Raw genomic sequence first — 23,430 nt, 5'->3', positions numbered from 1 at the left:
AGACCGTTGAGTATAAGAAAATCATAATCTGTAAACCTTGCAGGCTCTTCTATAACCTTAATTTTGTTTCTAATTGTTTCGCTATATTTTCGTTATGGTGGAATAAAGAGCTTTTATTATAATGTGAAAATCGTTGCATTATATTGCATAATGAGTTTAGACAGTTTAAGCATACAAACCATAAGCGGCAGACCTGATGTGTTCTTTTATAACTTTAATTCTGTATCGAAATGTTACGTTATCGTTTAATAACTAGCTTTTATAATATTGAGAACATATTAACTTATATGGAATTGATATACCCTGAAATAGATAAATTATTGCAGGATTTAGTAAAATGGCAGGAAGATCAGGATATGGACCTTATCCGGATCCTGATGGAATGGTAGGCAGAACAGGACGCGCTTTTATATCTATTTTTTGAACGGCTTGCAGCTGAAGATACGAAGCTTTTAGATTGCTTATTTAGAGTTCTGGGAGTATTAAAAAGGGATCAATCGAGAGTTTTGCAAGTATCTAAACGGTTAAATTTATACATGGGATTAATATTCAGTGAAAATATGCACTATATGTATATGCACAAAAAAGAGCAAAAATCAAAAGCGGGATACACTAAAAGTGTAATGAAAATAAAACTTCATGCGTCTTCGGTTAAGTGAGGAATCATGATAAATTGATCTATTTCTGTAATATTTCTCAAAAGCATATATTGATGTGAAGTTGGAACAGAGCATCGATTTTAGTTTTGATGTTCGAAACTTGGGACTAATTTTTGCTCTAAAATCGATAACGTACAGACAAGAAAATTCATTAACCGATGACCAATGAATAAAACTTTAATTTAATCATGTTTACCCTCTAATGTGTTTACCCTATCATATGTTTATTCAGGTTATGTTTACTCTTCTGTGCTTCCTGTTATTGAATTAACTTTTCTGGAAGCCTGTAAAACATGAAGTTTTCTGCATTTTCATAAAAAAACTTCAAATTAAATTTACCCTTACATTGTCTTTTTGTAATGCCTTCGAATATCGAATTTTCACTTAAAATGAATCAAAATATGTTACATTTTTGTTAAATCGAAATATCAAATTAAATTAACCCCCACATTGATTTATTGAATAATGTCTATTCTTATCAATTTCATTCAAAAAAATACCTCTAAAACGTTGGGTTTTGTTGGGTTTTATCAAAAATCTTCAAAGAAAAATAAAAATATTTACAGGCATAATTATACCCTATGGAAAATTTTAAATGGACTCCACTTAAGTACAGGGCGGCTTTTCTCCTGGCTACAGAGCTTAAGAAATACTATGAAATAGCTGATATGCTGGGGGTTACGGTTCAAACTCTCTGGAATTGGCGACAAAATAAGGAGTTTTCCAGGGAAGTAAAACGAATTTCAGACGCAGAAACAAGGGCATGGTTAAAGAGCAGAGCTAGATTTTAATCTAAAAACTTAAAAATTCTGAAATTCCGGTTTTAGCTGAATCTTTTAAGGATTAACTACATTTTTTAAACAGCTTCTATTAGTATCGTTTTTGTGTGTGAAATTGTACTAAAAAATTAACCTTTTTAACCTTTTATTCATATAGAATATGGGAATAACTTTATTAACTTATAAAACGTTTTCTAAAGAAAACATGTCAGATAAGAGACAACCCTTTATAAAGAGAAATTATGAAAACCACTAACAGCAAACCCGAAATCTCTATATATTTCTCAAAACGTGAAAGCCTGTTAAGTTCCAATTCTGAAATCATTAAGCAGCTTCAGGAAAGGCTAAAAGCTAAACGCTTTAGACCTCAGGAAGGAGATAGTACAAAACTTGCATATATGAGGGTATATCTCCAGGCTATTCAGGTTCAAAACTCAATCCTGAAAGACACAGAACTTGACGAAATCAAAAACGAAATAGAAGAACTCAAAGAGGCTTTGAAATCTCAATCCAAAAAATAAGGCATGAATTAAAAGAACTTGCCGGTGAGGTACTTAAATATGACGCTGCAGCAGATTAAAAGGGAAATACAGGAGCTCAGGAAAGTCATAATACCACAAAATAGACACAGCGAAAATTTATCACCTACTCCTGAACTCTTGCGCTGTTCTAAAGAGTTTGAGATGGCCAAGGCACGAGCCAGGCAGCGGTTAATAGATAATGGAACATCGGATCGTGAATTAAGAGAACTTCAAAGAATGGGCTTTGTTTGTGATCCTGGAGTAATACAGGCGAACCACAACTTATTAAGGGTTGTATGGAACGTAAAGAACCCGGATAAACCACAAATAGCGATTGATTACCTTTTTAATTGTCCTGCAGAAGTGGAGAACTATAAAAGAGTTTATGATAAGCTGAATGAGTTCTCTGACATGGCCAGGACTCCGGAAGTCATAGACGCGGAATATGAATTACTTCGAGAAATGGAAAGCGCGGGGATATGGGGTTATAGTGTCTATCCAACAATTTAAAAGAGAACTTGAAAGTCTGAAACAAAGGATAAACTCTCATAATTCACAGGTTGAATGTCATTTATCAAGCGCAAAGGAAGAAGTTAAAAGAGATATTGCCAGGATAAGTGGACGGATCCGTGAGAGTGGGGAAGTTTACGCACTCAATGAAGTTGACAAGGAAGCGCTATTAAATACTATTTTAGAAAGCTGTAATGACAGAGTTAAGAATCCATATTTCAAGCGCTGGGTTGGGAGTTTTTGAATGTCACTTTTACAATTAAGAAAGGAACTAAAAGAGCTTAAGAATTCAATTATTACGCAGTATGAGCCACAACATAAAATATTCATTTTCTGGGAAAATGGCCTTACTGATACCGGGGAAACCGAAGAGAACCTTAAGGCCTATACTGTCTCACATCCTCATACTCATGTGTTAAAACTCATTCGTAAAACCTGCAAGAAGGTATAGAATGACTGTTTTTCGACTTAAAAAGGAAATAAAAGAACTTAAAGAAGCAGCTTCTAAAAAACCTAATCCATGGCCGCGGAAAAGATCAAAAGAAGAGATAGAGGCTTTAATGAAAAAGTACAGGGCTGCAGGACTTTTCGACGGGGAAGAAAACTAAACACCTTGTCATCTTTAATGCATTAAAAATAAAGCTGTATAATACCTTTAAATCGTTTAATTCGCTCTATTTTTCTGTATATATTAAAAATAAATGTGTATAATATAGCCTGCATAATCCTTACACATTAATCCTTCTAATGTTTAACTTGTTTTCCTTATGAGGCTAATATCTTGTGCTGATAGCTGCAGGCCTATTCCAATCCGAAGGAATACAGGATAAAGGAGTAATCAAATAACTATAGGATGTAATGAATTTACAGCCCTAGATTAAAACTAACGTTCTATAAAATTGAACAAAAAGAACAATTTAAAATATAATAGTTTCCCTAACAAGTAAAAGGACGTGAAAATATGAAAAAGCTTATTATCCTAATCTTGATACTCGCTTTACTTGTTAGTGGCTGTGCAGAAAAAGAAACTAAATACGTCAATTCAGAAAACTCCGAAAAATATATTGTTTTTTCAAACGATGAGAAACACACTGCCTTCTATCACTCTGGAGGAACGGAAAACGCAAAGGGAACTTGGACAGAGACAGAAGATGAATACACTTTTTGGATAGATGATGATAACGGCGGGAATGTAATTTTTAAGAAGTTGAAAGATGGTAACATTGGATTGGTTTACGATAATGAAGGAAATTATGCAGTCTATAAGAAGGTGTAATTGTAGACTAATCTCAATAAAGTTGAGATTCAATATATTACCAAAATTTCCATTATGGTCTTTTACTTCCAGGCACTTCAATTGACTTTTTATATGTCTTTTTTGTTATCCTGACTGCAGGCCTGGAAGCTCTTAATATGTAACGTTGTCTTGTTTCTGGCTCTTGGCTTAACAATTACGGGCTATTTAGGTTTTGATCGATGACGCTCTTAAAAGCCTCTCTAAAGGGCTTAGAATAAGAGGCTATTACAACCACAAAAAAGAGAGAAAAAGGTAGTGAGAAAAATTAGTTTTCTTCAGGGATGTGTATAATTACTGTAAGTTCTTGGCCTTCTAATCCCTTTCCCACAGAAGACAGTCGCCCATTATTCCCAAAAACGCCAGTGAATACACGATCATCAGGCGTTACCATAAGATTATTTCGTTCTCTGTGACCTACAATTATTGTAACTTCTTTTTTTGCATACGCTATTTTTGCCGGGGTTGGATATCCTCTACTATCAACTTTGAAATACTCTACTTCATCTTTTCTATTGGGAATTAGTACCATATTGCATAGAATTTTCATGGGTACGGTATTGGATGGTCTGTTAGGTTCTCCGGTCATATTGATCTCTTACAACCTAAACTATATATTCTTTATGCAGTAAAGAGGTTCTTAGTCCTCTACTTCCCACAGCAGGCACCATTCAACGTATTTAGTGCCACAATTGCCGACATGGCTACGAAAACACATTCATCTTTCCATATTAACAAGATACGAGTCTATTAGCTCGTTGTGATGTTCTGAAAAAGGGGTATTTAAATCACCCCATGAACCTTTAGAACATGCTGCTTAAATTTCCAATCTCCAACCAGCTTATTTGCTTCTTCATTTGTCAGATTGAACTTCTCGATAAAAAGAAATGCTTCATCTACATTTGTTGCTTTGTCGAGTGCGGCCTTAATTTTCTGATACTTGCTCATTCTTCCTTTTCTGCTGATTACCATTTGTTTTCTCTCCTACATCTTTCTAGTTTCTGTTTTTCTTATACAACATATAATTATTGCTTAAAGTATATAAACTTTATTACATAAGAAGTTATTGGACTTGAATTCATTTATGTACCCGATTAGCCTTATTAAGAAGATCAATGAAACGTAATTATTCCCTCATATCTGAGTAAAGTTTATATACTTTAAGCAATAATGGTATATTGTAGTAAGGGCAAAGTGCCCTATGAAACTAAAAGGAGCATAACAAAGATGAACACACAAAGCTTTAAAATCGGAATGGCTGTCAGATACGAAAACCAGAAGTGGAAGGGTACTGTTGTTGGAATCAGGGAAGAAGAAATAGAGGTTATTTTTGAAGGGGATGGAGCACTCGAATTCATAGACCCGATGTATCTGAGGCCTTTCTAATCAGGCCTTTTGATTCTTTTCATGTTGTGCTCGGGAGAAGGTGAATGAAAATGAGAAGAACAATATACGAAATGATTTTCGCAAGACTTCAGCAGATGGGAATTATCGACGAATCCGGGGAAATGCAATCTGATTATATGAAGTTTGTAAGCTCTGGTTTAATGCCTTTAAACGTGGATAAGCTCGCATCTAATACAATCGCGTTGGCACACAACGGAAAACAAAACGGGGATGTAATGGCGGACCCTGACATGGAAGTAAGGATTTATCAAGAATTGAGAATGGCTGAAGCTCTCACATTTAGAAATGATTACATGGGAATTTATCAAGTGGTTTATCCTGAACCTGGAAAATACTATCCTAAATTGAAAAAAGAGCTTAATGACTTTCTTAGTGATTGGCTCAATAATATCATCAATCAAAGTTATGTGCTGGCAGAGAAGGAGGGAGAATAATTCCCGGTTCCTTTTTTGATTTTAAAGAATACCAGGGCACTGCCGGTAACCGCATATATAGAGGTAGAAGCTATCCATTTTTTGCATGCCCTTTGGCTGGCTGACTTCAGTAATTGTTCTGTTAATAGTCGTTAGTTAATTAATACAAAATTTTATATGTTGTTTTTAAACTATTCTTAATAGTAATTCGCTCGATATTTATCTGAATGAGGATAAGCAATGATTAACACTAGCTACAAACAACAAATAAAAGAAAAAAGTAGAGAAGCGATATGGAATCATGCGATTGATTCTTTAACTTTAAACCAAAATAATTCAAAAATTCTGAATGCAAAATATATACAAAGACTTTGGGATTATTCTTTTGAAGAATATCTTTTAAAATATAAATTTATCGAAAAAGCGAATGCTGATGAATCTGTATTGGACTCTTGGATTAATTTTTCTAATAAGACATATGGCAATAAAGAACCATCCGACTTGAAAATTGCTTATTTTTGTGGACCAGAACCTGAAAACGATCTTAAGCTGATGCTATCAAAAGGAATTCTTATAGAAAATGTTTGGGCATTTGAAAATGATAAAGAAACATATCATAATGCTTTAGAAAATGCAAAAGATAGATATGAACAATTAAAAATTTACAATGGGTCAATCGAATCCTTTTTAGAAATATATCCACTATCTTTTGATATAATTTATTTAGATTTCACGTCATCACTTTTAAGTAAAAAAACATTCAAAACAATACATACTATTTTTGATAAACAAGCTCTCAGTGAAATCGGAATTCTTATTATTAATTCAACTCTACCAGAGCATTCAGAAAAAAATGTTGATTTCTTAACAAAATATTTTTTGCCACATACTTTCATTGAAGAAGAAGTATTTGGAGAAGATTTAGAATTTGCAGGCGATATAGGTATTCGGTTCATTAAGATGGATAAATTTAAACAATTAGTTGATAATAATTTTGAAGAGGCATATTCAGCCTTTGCATCTCAATATCCTTTGTTATACAGCAATATTGTTCAACCTATTTTCAGAATATTAAAGATAAATTCTGCTAGAAAGAGATTCTTTAACATAAATGAAGACGGAGACTACAGACAAATTTTAAAAACTGATGTCTCTAGAATGGAAAATATAAAGATTGTATGTGAAAATCTATTTGAAGAGAGAATTGAAAATTTTATAGGAAGCGACTTTTTTTTATCTCCTGAAAAATATCCTATGTATCATTTTATACGTGAGTTAAAAGATATTAATTCGAATTGGTTCAATCATTATACCGACAAAGAAAATGAAATCTCTAGATTTGATGCTATTAAGTTTAGAGGTTTATTATTAACTTCATATGAAGGATATGTGAGTGTATTGTCTGAAACATTAAAAGAAGCTATACCTAAAATTTATAAAGAAATTCCTGATAAAAATGGAGGAATTTTTTGTGATGTCCCAATGTTTTATTTGTGGTTAGAACTGGCATTAAATCAGCTTGGATACCCTTACCACAGTAATGTGAAGAATCATAAAAGACACAAATATATCGCTAAAGAAAGAAAAATGTTTGTTGATATATTTACATTTGATAGATGTCGAGCTTTGTATGATTGGCTACCTATGATTGAATTTTATGCAAATAATCTTATGTCAATAGAAAAACAAATAATAGTGAGAAGTTGCATTGATGCGATAAGAAAAGAATCCACTTATATGATTGATAATTTATATATTGGTTCAAATCTAATTGGTTTGGGAGAAAAAAGCTGGGTTAATTTTGCTATACTTGAAGAGAGAGAAGATTTCTACTCTGAAGAAATTGTATAAGCTAATTTATCTTTTATACAAACCCATTTTATTCGTGTTGCAAAGGTACCGAACTTAACGTGGTTGTAATAAATTATACGTTATTCTTGTTATCCGTAAACATTAAGCTCATCGTTATCTGCCATCAAATGGATATATGTCAAGGCCGGTGAATAATTCCTCATTTTAGCCGGATTAAAATTCCCCAATTTCCAATCCTTGAGAAAAGCTCGAGGATCCTAAATAATGCTGAAAACGGAGGAATGGCTATTGATACGAGATTTGTATTCACAAGGCTTTAGCATCAGTGAAATCGCCAAACAAACAGGCTTTGACAGGAAAACTGTGAGGAAATATCTCCGACTGAAAACCTTGCCCGAACCCCAGAAACGTTCTGGAAGAAAGAGCAAGCTTGATCCTTTCAAACCTTACATACAAGAAAAACTCAAAGAAGGTCCCTATACTGCTGCTCGCCTCTATCGGGAAATCAAAGAAATGGGTTTTGATGGAGGAAAAACCATAGTCAAGGACTTCGTACAAAAAGTCCGACCTGAGCAGGGAATCCCTGCCGTACTCCGCTATGAAACAAAACCAGGTGTCCAGGCTCAGGTTGACTGGGGAGAGTTAGGAACAGTTGAGGTTGATGGAAAGGTAAAGAAACTCTTTTGTTTCAACATGATTCTTGGATATTCCAGAATGAGATATGTTGAATTTACACTGAGCATAGACACTCCAACTCTTATCCAGTGTCATCTGAATGCTTTTGAGTACTTTGGAGGATTTACACAGGAGATTCTATACGATAACATGAAACAGGTTGTTATCAAAAGAGCATTAAAATCATCAGATTCTGAATGGAACTCACAGTTTGAGGATTTCTTTAAATGCTTTGGTTTTGTTCCCCGGTTATGCAGGCCTTACAGGCCTCAAACAAAAGGCAAAATTGAAAATATGGTAGGGTATGTCAAAAGGGATTTCTTCCTTGGAAGAAGGTTTACATCTCTCGAAGACCTGAACGGCCAAGTTAACAGGTGGTTAGAAAGGGTAAATTCAACTGTCCACGGAACAACCTATCAAATCCCTCTTGAACGCTTTAAGGAGGAGAACCTGAGCCCTCTGGATCAGGTTCCTCCTTACAAAGTTGTCCATAAGGAGACCAGAAAGGTCTCCAGAGACTGTTATATTTCGTTCCTTGGAAATAAGTATTCTGTTCCTTACAGGTTTGCAGGAAGAACTGCAGAACTTCGAATATTTGAAGGAAAATTAGAGATTTATGTTGATCATGAGAAAGTCTGTGAACATGAAATCCTTCCTGGTAACTGTAGAGTTTCAAGGAAAAAGGAACATTTCCAGGGTCTACTGAGTGAGATTCTTAAAGAGAACTCAAAATGCAAAAAAGGCTCACAGATTCCGTTGAAGTTCTCAGATCCCGAAGTTGAAAAAAGGTCTCTTGATGTCTATGAAACATTCAGTGAAGGTGGTTTTGAATGAACAACTTCAGCTATGAGAGACTTCACAGTAACCTGCGGTACCTGAAGCTGAATACTATTGAAGAGCTCTTTGACAACTACCTTGAAATTGCTGCAAGAGACAGCAAGACAACAATGGAAGTCCTTGATTATCTGTTTGAACAGGAAAAGAAACGCAGAGAAGCTGCTGCAATTGAGAGAAGGATGAAGATTGCAGCTTTTCCTGTGAAAAAGACGCTTGACGAATTCGATTTTGAGTTTCAGTTATCTATTGATAAAAAAGTCATAGAAGACCTTGCAACCTTGAGATTTGTTCATAATGCAGAAAACGTTGTTTTGCTCGGTCCTCCTGGCGTTGGAAAGTCGCATCTTGCAATTGCTCTTGGAATTGAAGCGGTAAAAGCAGGAATTTCGGTTTACTTTACCAATACAGGAAACCTTATTGAAAGGTTGAAATTAGCAAATACAGAAGGAACACTTGAAAAGAAACTCAGGGACTTGATGAAATATAAAGTGCTGATAGTTGATGAAATAGGATATCTCCCATTTGACGAAGAAGGAGCTCACTGCTTATTTCAGCTAATCTCCAGACGTTATGAAAAGTGTTCAACGATCCTGACATCAAACAAGTCATATGGAGAATGGGGAGAGATATTCCAGGATCAAGTAATAGCGGCTGCTGTGCTGGATCGCATACTCCATCATTCTACTACGATTAACATAAAAGGAGAGAGTTACAGGCTAAAGGAAAGGAAAAAACAGGGAATAAAAATGGGAAATATGTATCAGTGATTTTAGAGTAAACTTTTAAAAAATTGAGTAAAATTTATATCAGCATATGAGGAAATTTATACCGGCTAATGTGAGGAAAAGTAAACCGGCCTTGACAATATACTTTTTTTAAGATGATATTATTTTTCTTTAACAAAAGAAAAATTATATTTTGCACAGACAGTACTTTACAATGAGCCTATCCCAAAACTCAAAATTTGCTTTTTTGGATCTCTTAATTTAAGTGATTAATCGAGACTCTTATTAAGAAAGCAACCCCGAACAATTATGATAATTGAGATTAAAAATAAGTTTTGGGATGAGCTCAATAGTTAATTTTAAATGGTGCATTTTTTTCTGAGTTATCTATAACCTATCCATTTAATACGGGAGTTTTTAGGGTTTATTCTCAAGAAACAAGGCAAAAAATCCCTCAGATTTTTATATTGATTGGAAGAGAATAGAATTTTCTAAGGGGACTTCGCATTACATGAAACAGAACGCCAAACAAGATAAGCCTTTTACTCTTATGCTCATGTAAGAGAACGCTTGGAACAATGGGAGAAACTTGTTGCAACTACCTAATTTTGGAGGAGACGTTATGTTTCCTTTGTCGTTTGTCATAGGGAAACAGGAGACAATTCAAGAGACACGGGAGACAAACTCAGGAGACATGAACGACAGACATGGAGACATAAAAGACAATTATAAAATACAAGGTTAAATCTTCTTAGAAAACAAAGACGACAATTGAAAGATACGTAAAATATATACCTATTTAATATAATTTTTAATGTCGATGGTTTTAAAATGAAGTATAAATCTTACATTATATTTAATAATGCGATATGATACTATTGTGATTTTCTACTAATTGATTCACAACTTTCAACCAATAAAAATATAGAGGCAAAAATGACCCAAGAAGATATCATTCAAACTATACTTAAAGATAGCAATTATAATCTTTCTCTTTTTACAGCCGATGAAATAGATTCTTTGAGAGAAAGAATATTCATAAAACAAGTCAGAGACAAAGAAACTACTTTTGTATCCTGCATTGTTAGAGAGAAAGATATTCAACTCAAACCCGAAGAGATTGTCCGCCAGCTCTTTGCTATGCGTCTCATTAATGAATACGGGTATCCAAAAAGCCGAATGGAATTTGAATATGCGGTTAATTTTGGACGAGAAAAGAAAAATACTGACATTGTTATTTTTGATAAAGACCGACCTGAGACATCTTACATAATTGTTGAACTTAAAAAACCAAAACTAAAAGACGGAAAAAACCAGCTTCGTTCTTATTGTAATGCAACCGGGGCGCCGATAGGTGTTTGGACTAATGGAGGACAGATCTCCTATTACCATCGAAAAGATCCAAACTATTTTGAAGATATAACTGATATTCCAAAGGCCAATCAGGAATTAGAAGATATTCTCAGTGAGCGATTTACGCTAAAAGACCTTGTTATTAAAGATAAAATTTCAAATGAGCGCAAATCATTAAAAGATATCATTTTAGAAATGGAAGATGAAGTGCTGGCAAATGCCGGTGTAGATGTTTTCGAGGAAGTCTTTAAACTGATATTTACCAAACTTTATGATGAGATATTAAGTAAGAGAGACAAAGAACGAATCGAAGATTTTCTTGAAGATGAAATGAGTGATGATGAAAGGGGAGATTATGACAAGCTTAAAGAAACTCTCTCTGAAATAAACGATAAAAAATTCCGAGTTATGGAATTTCGTAATACAGGTCAAACAGAAACAAATCTTTATCTAAAAATTCAATCACTTTTTGATGATGCCAAAAAAAAATGGCCGGGAGTATTTCCAGAGGGTGCTAGATTTGATTTAAGCCCGAGTCATTTATCTATATGTGTTTCTAGCTTACAGGACGTTAAACTTTTTAACTCAAATCTGTTAGTGATTGATGAAGCTTTTGAGTATTTAGTCAATAAAAGTGCAAAAGGTGAAAAGGGACAGTATTTCACTCCACGCCATGTCATTGATATGTGTGTAAAGATGCTTAACCCTATTAGAGGCGAATACATGATAGATACTGCCGCCGGTAGTTGTGGTTTTCCGGTTCATACCATTTTCCATATTACAGGGCACCTTTTTACAAATGCTGAAATCTCAGAAGAAGACAAAGATGATGTACTAAAAATTTTTGGTATTGATTTTGATGAAAAGACCGTTAGAGTTGCCAGAACTTTAAATCTTATTGCAGGAGATGGCGAAACCAACGTATTACATCTAAATTCCCTCGATTACGAACGTTGGAAAGATAAAGAAAAGGATATTAAATGGGTGAATACTTATGGCAAAGGATACGACAGATTAGAACGTTTGGCAAAAAACCCAACTGATAAGAAACAATTCCAGTTTGATCTCTTAATGGCCAATCCACCTTTTGCTGGAGATATCAAAGAATCCCGCATTATTCACAAATATGAACTGGGATTTAATTTGAGAGGTAAGGCACAAAGCAAGGTCGGCCGTGATATCCTCTTTATAGAACGTAATATGGATTTCCTTAAACCTGGTGGGCGTATGGCAATTGTGTTACCTCAAGGACGGTTCAATAATACGTCTGATAAGTACATAAGGGATTTCATAGCTGAGCATGGCCGAATACTGGCCGTAGTAGGTCTCCATCAGAATACTTTTAAGCCTCATACAGGTACTAAAACAAGTGTTCTATTTATACAAAAATGGGATGAGATACTCTGCCCAAAGAAAGATGATTACCCCATTTTTTTTGCCGTGTCTGAGAAGGGTGGCAAGGATAATTCCGGAGATTATGAATTCGTCAAAAATGAGAACGGCCAACTGAAATTAGATAAAAATGGTCATTTAATCGTTGAACATGATTTACACAATCATGGTGGAGAGTTGCCCGACGGCATTGCAGAAGCATTTATAGACTTTGCCAGAAAAGAAAATTTCTCTTTTTGGAAGGAGAACTGAGAATGAAGTACTCAATTATTCAAAAACAAACAGAAATTGAAAAACAGTATATGAGGCTTGATCCAGAGTTTTATCATCCTTCACACTTGCATCTTGAAAAATTGTTAACTAAAAGGGAATACTCTTTGCTCGGAGATCTCTGCAATTTATTTGATGGACCATTTGGATCAACCTTGTTGGCTGACTCTTATTCTTCATATGGTGTCCCAGCTTTAAGAATGCAAAATATCACATATAGAGGTCTATTGAATATAAGTAATGTTGAGTATATCTCAGATGATGATGCAGATAATCTAAAAAAACATATTGCATATCCGGGAGAAGTTGTTGTAACTAAAATTGGATTTTTAGGCTATTCTACAGTCCTTCCTAAAGACTTCGAACGATATTTTTTTAGACGTGAAATCACAAGAATAAAGATAAAAAATAAGAAAGCACTGAATCCATATTATTTAGCGACATTTTTTAACACCAAGTACGGTAGACAACAGGCCCTTAGATTCAGTAGTGGGACAACAAGAGATCGAATTTTGCTGATCAATCAAAGACAAATGATCATCCCCCTTTTTTCGTCTGAATTCCAGACTCAAATCCAAGATATTTGTAAATCCGCTTATTCAAAAATTGGATCATCAAAGCAGAAATATATTGACGCTCAAAATCTTCTCTTAGAAGAACTTAATCTTTCAGATTGGAAACCTGAGCATCGATTGAGCTTTGTCAAAAACTATTCAGACATTCAACAAACTGATCGTTTAGACGCAGAATACTTCCAACCTAAATATGATGAGATTGTTACAGCAATTAAAAATTATTCGAGTGGATGGGATACATTAGGCAATCTAGTTTTTGTAAAAAAATGTATTGAAGTCGGAAGTGACGAATATTCAAATGAAGGTATTCCATTTATTAGAGTAAGTAATCTCTCACCCTTTGAAATTACGGAAGAAAAATACATCTCTGAAAAGTTGTACTCTGAATTAGCCCCCGATGAGCAAACGGGAATTTCTTTTATAAAATCAAAATGTAACCAGCCCAAAAAGGGTGAAATACTTTTTAGTAAGGATGCAACCCCCGGTTTAGCCTATTTCTTGAGTGAAGAACCTCAGAGAATGATACCTTCTAGTGGGATATTACGACTTAAACAGAAAAACAGACGAGTCAATCCAGATTATTTAGCACTTGTGCTTAACTCTATCATTGTTAAAGAGCAAATAAATAGAGATGTAGGAGGGTCTGTCATTATTCATTGGAGACCCGATCAAGTAAAAGAAGCTTTAATACCTATTCTTGATGATGGCAAGCAAAATATAATTCAAAAAGAAGTAGCTGAATCCTTTAATTTACGAAAAGAATCTATATATCTACTGGAATGTGCAAAAAAAGCTGTTGAACTCGCAATTAAGGAGGATGAAAATTCAGCAACAATTTGGCTAAAAAATGAGAGGTCTGCTACAGAGGTGAGACATTGATAAGAATAAACCATAAGGCAAAGGAAACTGAAGCATCTCTCACCAAATTTGATTCTCAAATTGTAGTTGAAGTTAAGATTTAGGAAAGAAGGTAGAAATTATGGCTTATATTCATGATTTAATTGACCTCATCAAAAATGCAAATGATATCTACCTCGTTAGTCCTAGCAATAATGTAAGATCAGCTTACATTCAAATAGATGATTTGTGCGAACTAACAATGAAGAGTTGGTTGCAGAGTAATACGAAATATAACCACAAATCTTGCATTGAAGATTTGGAAAAACTTGGGCTTCTGAAAAACCCTACACATACAAATAGTTTTCAGAAATTTATAAGAAATGAAGTTGACCAAACCCAACTTGAGAATAGTCTTGGTATTGGTAGGGATGAAAGCAAAAAAAAACAGTTGGACGGCGTATTATCCAAGTATAGATCTTTTTTTACCTGGTCACCAGAATACAGTGCAGGGCAGTTTAAATCATTTTATAATATTGTTGATGAAATCAAAGCGAGAAAACCTTTTGAGCAAAATAACGAATTATATCATATTCTAAAAAACATTCTTGATAGAAGAACACATCGTAATAACTTTTTTCATAATCAAGATCAAATGGGGCTAACAGTTGACCAAAATAAATGTTTAGATGCTTTTTTAGATCTCTATGCCCTTAATTCATTGCTATTTGAAGATGAATTTGAACAAACAATAGAAGGGGACTATGTTTTTTTAGCTCAAATGGCAGTAATTAACCTAAAAAGAATAAGTTCTGAAATGGAATATGCCAATAGACTGTATCAAGATTTTCTCATAAATTATGGAAGTATCAAACTTGATCCAAATACCCTGGGCCATGAATTTTGTCTAATCTACCAAGATTCTTATACATTTCTAGATAAGCTGAAAGATAAATTCAATACTGAAAAAATTGCTCAGCAAAATGAAATTGATCGGATTAATGACCTTAAAAAAAAGAATAAACACCACATAGCTTGTATAAAACAAGCTGGGAAGCAAATCGAAAGGATAGAACGACTAATTGATCGATGTTTTGTTCAATAAGTAATAGTTTTTATCTTAAATCACCAAACACAGATTTACATACCGAGACTGTACTAATTTATTCATGTTTTATATCGACAATAAACCAATGTTCTTGTGGCACTTTATAAACTTTTGAGTATCTATTTTTCAGGATACCTATTACCCAAAGAAAGAGTGCGAGAGGTGCGATTCAAAAGCACGAACTCCTACGAGATCAGACCCTGAATCTGGCGCCTTTGACCTGGCTGGGCAACTCTCACATGTTGGTTTGTTTACTGTCTGATAAAATATAGTCCTATATGTTAAACTCTGAATCCAGCATCTTTGACATTACTTCTTGAAGCAACTACGCATTCTGATAGAAGAATTTGGTCTAAAATTTTCATTTGAATTACTCTAAATAACTCCTTAACTGCAGCTAAAATATCAAGGAATCTGACAAGAAACTTTAGCCGTTTTTCAGCCCATTTAGTATTCTTTGACAAACTAATAACATACAACTGCGTCCATAAATTTGGACGTTTGAGGCACTCAATTTTAGTTTCTTATGAGTTCTGAGGCACGAAACTAATTCCATTGTATTATTCCATTGTATTATAATAACAGCAGCAATTCTTCGTAGCTTTTCAGAACCCAAGAATACAATTTTCATATTTTGATTATTTCAAGACTCTGTCTAGTATTTCACATTTTGATTAGCCTTGTTCTACATATCTAGGGAGTGATCGTTTTTTGTTTTTCCCTCAGTGTCTATCTCGTAAATTCTAAAGTCAACAAGGAGTATAGCATCATTATATGTCCAATTATATGTCCAGATAACAGTTTCAAGGTTGATGCCATTTACAATCTGATGATGTTTGCCACTCCATTGCCTGTAAACAAGATCTATGTGTTTGGAATAAGGTTTATCGAGAGTGGTATCATCGATAATAAGAAACCCAACTTCTGGAGTGACAAAATCCTTGACCTCTTCCTATAAAGCCTCCGGGCCCAGAGGCTGTCTTAGAAGAAGATGAGTAAAAGAATCATGAGCAGGACTATTCCAGTCTATAAAACTGCACTTAGAAGCTTCAGTTCAGCTAAATACGCGCGGAGAAGTAATGAGAAAGTTGATGTAATCAAGTTCGATACGTTTAGGGGGATTTATTTCATTAACTTAATGATTTTTTGGTTATATCATAGATATTATATTGAAAGAAGTATTTTAATACAATTTACAAAAATGCTTCCACCGCTTAAGTCCTAATACTAAAACGACAAAAATACCATATTATGGTGTTGGCAGAAATTATCGTTTTAGTCATCGCGGTAATTATAGCATTACTGTTGTTCAAATTGTTTGGCAGCTTTATTCGCCTTGCAATCAATGCCATTATTGGTTTAGTAATTCTGTACATAGCAAAATTCCTTGGTTTACAAGTCGCGATATCTATATGGACGATACTTATTTGTGCACTTGGTGGCGTCTTTGGTGCAGTAATTGTGATCATACTTAGCTACTTCCAGATCGCCTTTGTAGGATAAATGAACACTGAAATAATCGAGAACAACACGTGTTTAGCGAGCAAAGCAGATGTCATAGGTTCTTTGTTTGCTTTCCTCGGCTTCTTTATGGCTCTATCGTTCTCAGGCTGGCAACAAGAAACACTACATTAATAGGGAAAAAACTTTTTCACGGCGGCTCTTGGGTTAGTTTTCTCTCTCACATGAAAATCAGTAGAAGGAAGTTTACTGCTGTTTATGCTGTTTCTGCTGTTTTGATTTAAGCGAGCCTCTAAGGCTTGTAATATTTCACTATACTTTTTTATTTGTGATCAAAGACTCTCAGTGTAAATAATTACTTCAGGGTTTGAGGCACACAGAGCAAGAATCTCTTCACGTTTATCAAGGAGAGGAAACTGGTAAGGTATATTTTACAGGGACTGCACAGGATTATCCATAATGGGATTGAGAAGTCATGTCAAGGATTTTGATATTCTTGAGTACTTTTTTTGAGCTCCCAAGCCTCCTGTAGAAAGTGTTTGGAAAGGGACCTTAGAAAATGGGCTGAAGCTGCGGAGTTCAACCTTATTGGCTCTCTGCGAAGACCACGCGAAAGACTATAGAAAGTTGGATAATAAAAGCTGGAATTCTAGAATCTACAGTTTGTAGTCTCCAGGGATATGATTCTTTAAAAAGCATGAGACATTATCAGGATTTCTTGGAAGAGGTTGGAAAAGTGAGAGCTAAGAATTGAGATTTTTTCGCACCACTCTTTGCCGCCATCATTCTAGGCCTTATCCTTACTGCTTTACTGCTTTCCTTTCACAGCTACTGCAAATGCCAAATATGTTAAAATTCCATTCTCCAGCAGAAAAATCTGCTTCATTCGATATCCGATCCACAATTTAAGAAATCATGGAGTCTGTGCAGCCTTTGATGTTTTTGCGCTGGAGGCAAACCAGATGCGCGTGTGGCTCCATATTGGGATCAAATCTGCCTGATTTGTTTTAAATTCAATTCCTGGATCAAACCTGCCTCTTTCAAGGTATGAACAGTTTTATAAATTGTTGCAAGACCGAATACTGGATAGACCTTCTTGACTTCGTTATAAATTCTCTGAACCGCCAGGTAGGCAAGATTGTGGAGAAATAATTGACCGATCGCTATTCTCTGGGGCGTAGTCCTGTATCCTTTTCCGCGGAGAGCTTTGATTATGGATGAGTCTGAGTCCTGAAGGCTATTGGTAGCTCATTATTATTAATAATCAATATTAAATAGAAATCTGTGGTTATAGTAATTGAATATTAATTGGAATAAGTTCTTCAAGGATAGATTAGTAATTATTAAAGGGGTAAATATAGCCAGAATCGGGATCGAAGACCTAAAGTAACGAACTTCCTGGGTTGAAAAGGCAAACTCGACAAGAGGATAACTGTTTGAAATCATAGCTGATGGGCTTGACATGAACTGTATTATGATGAAGCCTATAAGGAGGCTTATGCCGTTCAGATCTTAAAAGATAACAAATTAGACATGGCAAAACAGCATGTGAAAATTTCAAGCTCTTATAACGCGAACTGAAATTAAGCCCTCTAGTAATCGGCACTCAATTCTTCCAAGAGGAGGCAAGATTCTTCCAAGAGGAGGCAAGATCGAAGAGATTGCTACTAGACTAGAGATTTGGTCTTGAATTTTTAATCAATGGTGGGTAACTTTATGACTGACGACAGAAAAAATCCTGTGACGGGCAGAGCAAACAAACAAGAAATCAGTAGAGACATTTCGATCCACGACTGGTGGCCAAACCAGTTGAAGCTCGAAATCCTGCACCAGCACTCTTCCAAGTCCAACCCGATGGGCGAGGACTTCAATTACGCAAAAGAGTTTAAGAGCCTCGACCTGGCGGCTGTGAAAAAAGATCTCGCGGCGCTGATGACCGATTCGCAGGACTGGTGGCCGGCGGATTTCGGCCATTATGGTCCTTTGTTCATTCGCATGGCATGGCACAGCGCCGGCACCTACCGTGCCGGTGACGGCCGCGGCGGGAGTGGGAGATGCCAGCAGCGCTTCGCACCGCTCAACAGTTGGCCGGACAACGTCAACCTGGACAAGGCACGTCGCCTTCTCTGGCCGATCAAGCAGAAGTATGGCCGGAAGATTTCATGGGCCGACCTCATGATTCTTGCAGGCAACGTCGCCATGGAAACGATGGGATTCAAAACGTTCGGTTTCGGAGGCGGTCGCGAGGACGTCTGGGAGCCGGATCAGGACATCTATTGGGGCTCCGAGGACACATGGCTGGGTGGGGATAAACGCTACTCCGGTGACCGAGACCTCGAAAATCCACTCGCCGCCGTGCAGATGGGACTGATCTATGTCAATCCGGAAGGCCCGAACGGCAACCCGGATCCGATCGCGGCGGCCAAGGATATCCGCGAGGTTTTCGCTCGCATGTCCATGAACGACGAAGAGACCGTTGCACTCATCGCTGGGGGTCACGCCTTCGGCAAAACCCACGGTGCTGGTCCTGCATCCCATGTCGGGCCTGAGCCAGAAGCAGCCAGTATCGAAGAACAGGGCCTTGGCTGGAAGAGCAGCTTCGGCACCGGCAAAGGTGGTGACACGATCAGCAGCGGCCTGGAGGTCACCTGGACCAACACGCCAACGAGGTGGAGCAACAACTTCTTCCGGATCCTTTTTAGCTACGAATGGGAATTGACGAAGAGCCCGGCTGGTGCATATCAATGGCAACCAAAAGATGGTGCCGGCGCCGGCACGATTCCGGATGCCCATGACCCTTCCAAGCGCCATGCGCCAACCATGCTGACCACTGACCTTTCCTTGAGGTTCGACCCTGCCTACGAAAAGATTTCAAGACACTTCTACGAGAACCCAGATCAATTAGCGGAAGCATTCGCACGCGCGTGGTTCAAGCTGACGCACCGCGACATGGGTCCACGCGCCCGCTATCTCGGTCCGGAGGTTCCTGCCGAAGAACTCATCTGGCAAGACCCCATCCCCGCGGTCAATCACAAGTTGATCGATGAGAAAGATATTGCCTCCCTCAAGGGCAAGGTCCTTGCCTCTGGGCTGTCGATCTCGCAGCTGGTTTCGACCGCCTGGGCATCGGCGTCCACCTTCCGTGGCTCCGACAAGCGCGGCGGTGCGAACGGTGCACGAATTCGCCTCGCGCCGCAGAAGGATTGGGAAGTCAACCAGCCGGCCGAACTGGCGAAAGTGCTGAAAACTCTCGAAGGTATCCAGAGCGAGTTCAACAGCATGGCTTCTGGTGACAAGAAGGTCTCACTTGCTGACCTGATCGTTCTGGCCGGTTGTGCAGGCGTCGAACAGGCTGCGAAGAATGCTGGTCACGATGTGACGATCCCCTTCTCGCCAGGGCGCATGGATGCCTCTCAGGAACAGACCGATGTAGCCTCTTTCGCATTACTCGAACCGGTCGCGGATGGTTTCCGCAACTACCTCAAGACCCAATGCACCGTATCAGCCGAGGCGTTGCTGGTTGACAAGGCGCAATTGCTGACACTGACCGCACCAGAGATGACAGTGCTCGTTGGCGGCATGCGCGTGCTGAATACCAACTTCGGGCAGACCCAGCACGGTGTTTTTACCCAGAAACCAGAAACGCTAACCAACGACTTTTTCGTGAACCTACTTGACATGGGCACGGAGTGGAAGGCGATATCGGACGCCAAGGACATATTTGAAGGGTGTGATCGCAAGACTGGCGAAGTCAAGTGGACCGGCACGCGTGTTGATCTCATCTTCGGTTCGAACTCCCAGCTCCGGGCTCTGGCCGAAGTTTACGGAAGCGCAGACGCACAGGAGAAGTTTGTCCAGGACTTTGTGGCGGCCTGGACAAAGGTAATGAACCTTGATCGCTTCGACCTCGCCTGATCGTAGCATAAACGTCACCATGGGCTTGAAGCTCTTCAAAACAAACGACTTTGCTCAGGCTGGAGAAAGGTATCGGGCACTTGACAAGACAGAGCAGAAACATATGATTGGCAACTTGTGGCCGATCTGAGCCATGTCACCATTCCAGCTATTCAGAGACGTGCAATCGAAAATTTGTTGCAGGCTGATGGACTTTGGCAACATATGTAGAGCCAGAAGAAGTTTGAGGATATTTTGAAATAAAGAAGAATATCCTCGAATTCTCTATTTTTTATCACGGAATCGCCCATTGATTGCCTACATTTTGGCTTTTGGATTGCCTGATTGTTATGTGAGATTATTATTTCCGCAAGTTAACAATCTCTATGAATCAAAGAACTCACTCATTTCAGGCCCCATTTCTTCCTGAACTCGAGCTTCTGCTGGCTGTTCATCCAGTGGCTGCCGTCACAGTAGGGCTTGTTCTCTGACTTCCCACAGCGGCAGAGGGTTACTCTATTCCGGGATTCGTACATGCTGCCATCGGCAGATTCAATGGGGACACCGCCTCGAACCCAAAGGGGGCCTTCACAACCTTTTTGTTCGTCGTGAACCAGTACAATAGATGCTTCAAATTCTTTTTCAAAGGGCTTGCCTGTCTTCTTGTCCCACAGGACCAGCCGTCCCGACGGACAGATCATGGCTTCCTCTATAGCGGTTTGTCGGGCTTCCGGGTCATCGGATTTTTGTATGAGATCCCTTATTCCTCCAGCCCGCTGGCAGAAACGGGAATGATCGCAGAGCTCATGGGCATCGGTAAGTTTTAGATCAGGACCTTCAACAGTTTCCGCCTTTTCCAGGTAAGGCTTTCTGCTGGCAGTTTCACTACCGTCAAAACCGATCTTACGGTGGGTCCCATCACAGAAGGGCTTGTTTTTGGATGAGCCACAGCGGCATAAGATATAGGCTTCCTTCTGAGGGTATTCCTTTATATCAATTAATTTTCTGGTGTGGCCAGCGTCGTCGATGACAATTACCTGTTCGAAAAGCGGCACTCCACCTGTAACCCGATACGGTCCGGCTTTGATTATCTTAATCCTCATCTCGTCCTCATTGACTGCCATAATAATAGTCTCCCATTACCTCTTATAATGCAGTACTGGATGTTTAGTCTGACTATTCACCTCATTGATAATATCTATGTTTTTCCGATTCATTATCGAGTAATGAGATGAATAGAACTTCAAATTCCTTCCAGTCCTTACTCCGACTTTCAATGCCTTCTTATTCAAGTTTAAAGGTGTTTTTTATCTCTATTTCCGGAAAAAGAAAATCTCAAGAGGCAAATCTATCAGCTCATAAATAGATGCAATTCGGTTATACTTTGAGGTTATAGACATTAACTGAGTACCTTTTTTCCAAGCTTAAAAGCACTAATCTACAGGTCTCAGAATAATCTACTCTTTTGTAGTTATAGGTAATAGTAAGAGTGGGACGGGAGCGATTCATCGTGTATATCCAAATTAACCAAGCGGGCGATCTATTTCGATGATATGGGCGTTGCGAATGTAGGATATAATATACAGTTTTATATACAGTTAACTCCCGTAACTGTAGTAAACACACCTTGAGCTGCATGCATGTATACTGAGAATTTAATGACACTCTCTTCAGTTCCTCCGGAAAACATCCCTCACTTATGGGAACACAATGATGTTCTTATCTTTCTTATTGATCCGGATAATTATGACACACTGAGTATGGAATGTCTCAACAACATCGAAAGAGAATATCTGGAAAAACTTCAAACCATATATTTCAAAAAAAGATATATTGTCTCCAGAACGGTTTTGAAACATATTCTATACTATCTCTTTAACAAAAGTTCTGTCCAGGATATCTCTACTTATAAAGACGAGTTTGGAGAAGTCCATATACTCAACCATAAAAAGTTGCATATCTGCATATCCTACTCTGAAAATATCGTAACTCTTGCAATTTCAAAGGTTAAGGTTGGTATTGATGTAGAAATTAAAAGGCCAATGGCACTAAAAAATACTTTAAAATACCTTCAAACATCATCTTCAGATACTGATAAATCTATGAGTGATACAGACATTTTGACGATGTGGACTCTGAAAGAGGCCTATTGTAAGTTTACTAATAAAACCATGTTATCAATTCTCAGCAAAGAGCCAGATTTCAATCAGATTTTTTATTCAAGCTATCTATTAGACAATAAATACATCCTTTCTGTCATTACTGACTCGAATCTACATACTATTAATATAAGCCGTCTTGAGAAAATCAACAATTTTTGAGGCAAGAGTGTTTGATAACCTTATATACCGGAAAAAACAGATTAAAATCCGGAGAAGAGTTCAGTCCTGATAAACATGCCTAAAGTCGGAATCGCTATTTTTTTCTGAACATAACTACTTTTTTTGTATGGACTCCATTTTGAATCGCGTACCATAACCTGATGTGTTTAAGCTCTTTTGACTTTCTTTTATCCCAATGCTTTTCTTCCAGCAAGGAAATCTTTCAAATTACTTATATAGTTTTATTACATAATTAACTGCAGGGCTTTCAATTACTATTGACAAAGTGTGTGTGATTTGCAATTAATAATCTAATTTGAGTAAAGGGGTAAAATTATATGGAACAGATAAAAAATAGCATACTTGATTATTTGAAGGACAATTCTTTCATGGAGCGAGAAACTGTTCTTGAGGATAGTGACTCGCTCACCCAGAACGGCATCATAGATTCTATCGGTTTACTCGAATTGATAGACTATATCTGTGAAACATATTCTATCGAAATTCCCGAAGATATGCTAACTCCGGAGAATTTCGATACTTTACAGGGGATCACTAATCTGATAATCAGACTGACGAAGTGAAGG

At 37.3% G+C, this 23,430-nt stretch carries 24 protein-coding genes, 1 tRNA gene and 2 pseudogenes; 19 read left to right on the top strand and 8 right to left on the bottom strand.

Annotated elements, in window-relative coordinates; translation table 11 throughout:
• Positions 1–1,240 precede the first annotated feature (1,240 nt).
• The 6 genes from MSWHS_RS14390 (at position 1,241) to MSWHS_RS14365 (ending at position 3,745) form a co-directional block, all read left to right on the top strand.
• Complete coding sequence (locus tag MSWHS_RS14390; protein ID WP_048159274.1) at positions 1,241–1,450, top strand: phBC6A51 family helix-turn-helix protein; 210 nt, start codon at positions 1,241–1,243, stop codon at positions 1,448–1,450.
• 230 nt (positions 1,451–1,680) lie between these two features.
• Positions 1,681–1,959 carry a hypothetical protein gene (locus MSWHS_RS14385; protein ID WP_048159272.1) on the top strand — a complete coding sequence of 93 codons (279 nt, stop codon included), beginning with the start codon at positions 1,681–1,683 and terminating at the stop codon, positions 1,957–1,959.
• Between the two features lie 39 nt (positions 1,960–1,998).
• Positions 1,999–2,469 carry a hypothetical protein gene (locus MSWHS_RS14380; protein WP_048159270.1) on the top strand — a complete coding sequence of 157 codons (471 nt, stop codon included), beginning with the start codon at positions 1,999–2,001 and terminating at the stop codon, positions 2,467–2,469.
• Positions 2,450–2,713, top strand: a complete 264-nt coding sequence (locus MSWHS_RS14375) for a hypothetical protein (RefSeq protein ID WP_048159269.1) — start codon at positions 2,450–2,452, stop codon at positions 2,711–2,713. The genes MSWHS_RS14380 and MSWHS_RS14375 overlap by 20 nt, the downstream gene beginning before the upstream one ends.
• Before the next feature lie 208 nt (positions 2,714–2,921).
• The gene (locus MSWHS_RS20630; protein WP_156151245.1) at positions 2,922–3,077 is read left to right on the top strand and encodes a hypothetical protein; all 156 of its coding nucleotides are present in this window, start codon (positions 2,922–2,924) and stop codon (positions 3,075–3,077) included.
• 353 nt (positions 3,078–3,430) lie between these two features.
• Complete coding sequence (locus MSWHS_RS14365; protein WP_048159266.1) at positions 3,431–3,745, top strand: hypothetical protein; 315 nt, start codon at positions 3,431–3,433, stop codon at positions 3,743–3,745.
• Between the two features lie 286 nt (positions 3,746–4,031).
• Here MSWHS_RS14365 and MSWHS_RS14360 read toward each other — a convergent pair whose 3' ends face one another.
• Positions 4,032–4,352, bottom strand: coding sequence for a hypothetical protein (locus MSWHS_RS14360; RefSeq protein WP_156151244.1), 321 nt, complete (start codon positions 4,350–4,352; stop codon positions 4,032–4,034).
• Between the two features lie 194 nt (positions 4,353–4,546).
• Positions 4,547–4,735, bottom strand: coding sequence for a hypothetical protein (locus tag MSWHS_RS14355; protein WP_048159263.1), 189 nt, complete (start codon positions 4,733–4,735; stop codon positions 4,547–4,549).
• Positions 4,736–4,990: 255 nt separating this feature from the next.
• Here MSWHS_RS14355 and MSWHS_RS20625 point away from each other — a divergent pair, with 255 nt between their 5' ends.
• The 9 genes from MSWHS_RS20625 to MSWHS_RS14320 all read left to right on the top strand — a co-directional run bounded on the left by MSWHS_RS20625 (position 4,991) and on the right by MSWHS_RS14320 (position 15,164).
• A complete protein-coding gene (locus MSWHS_RS20625) occupies positions 4,991–5,149 on the top strand; it encodes a hypothetical protein (RefSeq protein WP_156151243.1) in 159 nt (52 codons plus the stop codon).
• A gap of 44 nt (positions 5,150–5,193) precedes the next feature.
• Positions 5,194–5,604: a DUF1249 domain-containing protein gene (locus MSWHS_RS18605; RefSeq protein ID WP_052722737.1), complete on the top strand. Its 411-nt coding sequence runs from the start codon at positions 5,194–5,196 to the stop codon at positions 5,602–5,604.
• Between the two features lie 219 nt (positions 5,605–5,823).
• The gene (locus MSWHS_RS14345; RefSeq protein WP_052722736.1) at positions 5,824–7,434 is read left to right on the top strand and encodes a hypothetical protein; all 1,611 of its coding nucleotides are present in this window, start codon (positions 5,824–5,826) and stop codon (positions 7,432–7,434) included.
• A gap of 225 nt (positions 7,435–7,659) precedes the next feature.
• Positions 7,660–8,904, top strand: a complete 1,245-nt coding sequence (istA, locus tag MSWHS_RS14340; protein WP_048159260.1) for an IS21 family transposase — start codon at positions 7,660–7,662, stop codon at positions 8,902–8,904.
• On the top strand, positions 8,901–9,674 hold the full coding sequence (gene istB, locus MSWHS_RS14335; protein ID WP_048129661.1) for an IS21-like element helper ATPase IstB: 774 nt from the start codon (positions 8,901–8,903) through the stop codon (positions 9,672–9,674). The genes istA and istB overlap by 4 nt, the downstream gene beginning before the upstream one ends.
• 580 nt (positions 9,675–10,254) lie before the next feature.
• Complete coding sequence (locus MSWHS_RS22070) at positions 10,255–10,377, top strand: hypothetical protein (RefSeq protein ID WP_255353693.1); 123 nt, start codon at positions 10,255–10,257, stop codon at positions 10,375–10,377.
• A 191-nt stretch (positions 10,378–10,568) separates the two neighbouring features.
• Entirely contained in the window at positions 10,569–12,629 is a 2,061-nt protein-coding gene (locus MSWHS_RS14330; RefSeq protein WP_048159259.1) for an N-6 DNA methylase, read from the top strand.
• Between the two features lie 2 nt (positions 12,630–12,631).
• A complete protein-coding gene (locus tag MSWHS_RS18600) occupies positions 12,632–14,101 on the top strand; it encodes a restriction endonuclease subunit S (RefSeq protein ID WP_052722735.1) in 1,470 nt (489 codons plus the stop codon).
• 100 nt (positions 14,102–14,201) lie between these two features.
• Complete coding sequence (locus MSWHS_RS14320) at positions 14,202–15,164, top strand: hypothetical protein (RefSeq protein WP_048159257.1); 963 nt, start codon at positions 14,202–14,204, stop codon at positions 15,162–15,164.
• A gap of 157 nt (positions 15,165–15,321) precedes the next feature.
• Here the strand turns inward: MSWHS_RS14320 and MSWHS_RS20620 are convergent.
• The 3 genes and pseudogenes from MSWHS_RS20620 to MSWHS_RS22505 all read right to left on the bottom strand — a co-directional run.
• Positions 15,322–15,406: transfer RNA gene (locus MSWHS_RS20620), tRNA-Leu, on the bottom strand.
• 42 nt (positions 15,407–15,448) lie between these two features.
• Positions 15,449–15,631, bottom strand: coding sequence for a hypothetical protein (locus MSWHS_RS21750; protein ID WP_231585457.1), 183 nt, complete (start codon positions 15,629–15,631; stop codon positions 15,449–15,451).
• Between the two features lie 221 nt (positions 15,632–15,852).
• A pseudogene (locus MSWHS_RS22505) lies at positions 15,853–16,101 on the bottom strand (hypothetical protein); the annotation flags it as partial.
• 317 nt (positions 16,102–16,418) lie between these two features.
• Between MSWHS_RS22505 and MSWHS_RS14310 the strand changes: the two are divergent.
• A complete protein-coding gene (locus tag MSWHS_RS14310; protein WP_048128961.1) occupies positions 16,419–16,670 on the top strand; it encodes a pro-sigmaK processing inhibitor BofA family protein in 252 nt (83 codons plus the stop codon).
• Positions 16,671–16,813: 143 nt separating this feature from the next.
• Here the strand turns inward: MSWHS_RS14310 and MSWHS_RS21745 are convergent.
• Positions 16,814–17,056 (bottom strand): annotated as a pseudogene (locus MSWHS_RS21745) (hypothetical protein); the annotation flags it as partial.
• A 559-nt stretch (positions 17,057–17,615) separates the two neighbouring features.
• Complete coding sequence (locus tag MSWHS_RS22435; RefSeq protein ID WP_369798605.1) at positions 17,616–17,789, bottom strand: transcriptional repressor; 174 nt, start codon at positions 17,787–17,789, stop codon at positions 17,616–17,618.
• A 555-nt stretch (positions 17,790–18,344) separates the two neighbouring features.
• Between MSWHS_RS22435 and katG the strand changes: the two genes are divergently transcribed.
• Positions 18,345–20,543 carry a catalase/peroxidase HPI gene (gene katG / locus MSWHS_RS14305; protein ID WP_048128959.1) on the top strand — a complete coding sequence of 733 codons (2,199 nt, stop codon included), beginning with the start codon at positions 18,345–18,347 and terminating at the stop codon, positions 20,541–20,543.
• Positions 20,544–20,926: 383 nt separating this feature from the next.
• Here katG and MSWHS_RS14300 read toward each other — a convergent pair whose 3' ends face one another.
• Positions 20,927–21,646, bottom strand: a complete 720-nt coding sequence (locus MSWHS_RS14300; protein ID WP_231585456.1) for a CDGSH iron-sulfur domain-containing protein — start codon at positions 21,644–21,646, stop codon at positions 20,927–20,929.
• 516 nt (positions 21,647–22,162) lie between these two features.
• On the opposite strand from MSWHS_RS14300, the gene MSWHS_RS14295 reads away from it, so the two are divergent.
• Together MSWHS_RS14295 and MSWHS_RS14290 are read left to right on the top strand one after the other, a co-directional pair.
• Positions 22,163–22,843: a 4'-phosphopantetheinyl transferase superfamily protein gene (locus MSWHS_RS14295; RefSeq protein ID WP_048128955.1), complete on the top strand. Its 681-nt coding sequence runs from the start codon at positions 22,163–22,165 to the stop codon at positions 22,841–22,843.
• A gap of 338 nt (positions 22,844–23,181) precedes the next feature.
• Positions 23,182–23,427: an acyl carrier protein gene (locus tag MSWHS_RS14290; protein WP_048128953.1), complete on the top strand. Its 246-nt coding sequence runs from the start codon at positions 23,182–23,184 to the stop codon at positions 23,425–23,427.
• The last annotated feature ends 3 nt before the right edge of the window (positions 23,428–23,430 follow it).

The sequence above is a fragment of the Methanosarcina sp. WWM596 genome (genome assembly GCF_000969965.1).
GTDB lineage: Archaea > Halobacteriota > Methanosarcinia > Methanosarcinales > Methanosarcinaceae > Methanosarcina.
The sequence above is the reverse complement of the archived record's forward strand: the minus strand, read 5'-3'. Positions and strand labels throughout refer to the sequence as shown.

Coding starts and splice junctions, on each gene's coding strand:
- MSWHS_RS18600 (WP_052722735.1), top strand. CDS start 12,632: ATGAAGTACTCAATTATTCAAAAACAAACAGAAATTGAAAAACAGTAT.
- MSWHS_RS14320 (WP_048159257.1), top strand. CDS start 14,202: ATGGCTTATATTCATGATTTAATTGACCTCATCAAAAATGCAAATGAT.
- MSWHS_RS14360 (WP_156151244.1), bottom strand. CDS start 4,352: ATGACCGGAGAACCTAACAGACCATCCAATACCGTACCCATGAAAATT.
- MSWHS_RS14365 (WP_048159266.1), top strand. CDS start 3,431: ATGAAAAAGCTTATTATCCTAATCTTGATACTCGCTTTACTTGTTAGT.
- MSWHS_RS22070 (WP_255353693.1), top strand. CDS start 10,255: ATGTTTCCTTTGTCGTTTGTCATAGGGAAACAGGAGACAATTCAAGAG.
- MSWHS_RS14385 (WP_048159272.1), top strand. CDS start 1,681: ATGAAAACCACTAACAGCAAACCCGAAATCTCTATATATTTCTCAAAA.
- istA (WP_048159260.1), top strand. CDS start 7,660: ATGCTGAAAACGGAGGAATGGCTATTGATACGAGATTTGTATTCACAA.
- MSWHS_RS14295 (WP_048128955.1), top strand. CDS start 22,163: ATGTATACTGAGAATTTAATGACACTCTCTTCAGTTCCTCCGGAAAAC.
- MSWHS_RS14380 (WP_048159270.1), top strand. CDS start 1,999: ATGACGCTGCAGCAGATTAAAAGGGAAATACAGGAGCTCAGGAAAGTC.
- MSWHS_RS14310 (WP_048128961.1), top strand. CDS start 16,419: ATGGTGTTGGCAGAAATTATCGTTTTAGTCATCGCGGTAATTATAGCA.
- MSWHS_RS14345 (WP_052722736.1), top strand. CDS start 5,824: ATGATTAACACTAGCTACAAACAACAAATAAAAGAAAAAAGTAGAGAA.
- MSWHS_RS18605 (WP_052722737.1), top strand. CDS start 5,194: ATGAAAATGAGAAGAACAATATACGAAATGATTTTCGCAAGACTTCAG.
- MSWHS_RS20630 (WP_156151245.1), top strand. CDS start 2,922: ATGACTGTTTTTCGACTTAAAAAGGAAATAAAAGAACTTAAAGAAGCA.
- istB (WP_048129661.1), top strand. CDS start 8,901: ATGAACAACTTCAGCTATGAGAGACTTCACAGTAACCTGCGGTACCTG.
- MSWHS_RS14300 (WP_231585456.1), bottom strand. CDS start 21,646: ATGGCAGTCAATGAGGACGAGATGAGGATTAAGATAATCAAAGCCGGA.
- MSWHS_RS14390 (WP_048159274.1), top strand. CDS start 1,241: ATGGAAAATTTTAAATGGACTCCACTTAAGTACAGGGCGGCTTTTCTC.
- MSWHS_RS14330 (WP_048159259.1), top strand. CDS start 10,569: ATGACCCAAGAAGATATCATTCAAACTATACTTAAAGATAGCAATTAT.
- katG (WP_048128959.1), top strand. CDS start 18,345: ATGACTGACGACAGAAAAAATCCTGTGACGGGCAGAGCAAACAAACAA.
- MSWHS_RS14355 (WP_048159263.1), bottom strand. CDS start 4,735: ATGGTAATCAGCAGAAAAGGAAGAATGAGCAAGTATCAGAAAATTAAG.
- MSWHS_RS20625 (WP_156151243.1), top strand. CDS start 4,991: ATGAACACACAAAGCTTTAAAATCGGAATGGCTGTCAGATACGAAAAC.
- MSWHS_RS14290 (WP_048128953.1), top strand. CDS start 23,182: ATGGAACAGATAAAAAATAGCATACTTGATTATTTGAAGGACAATTCT.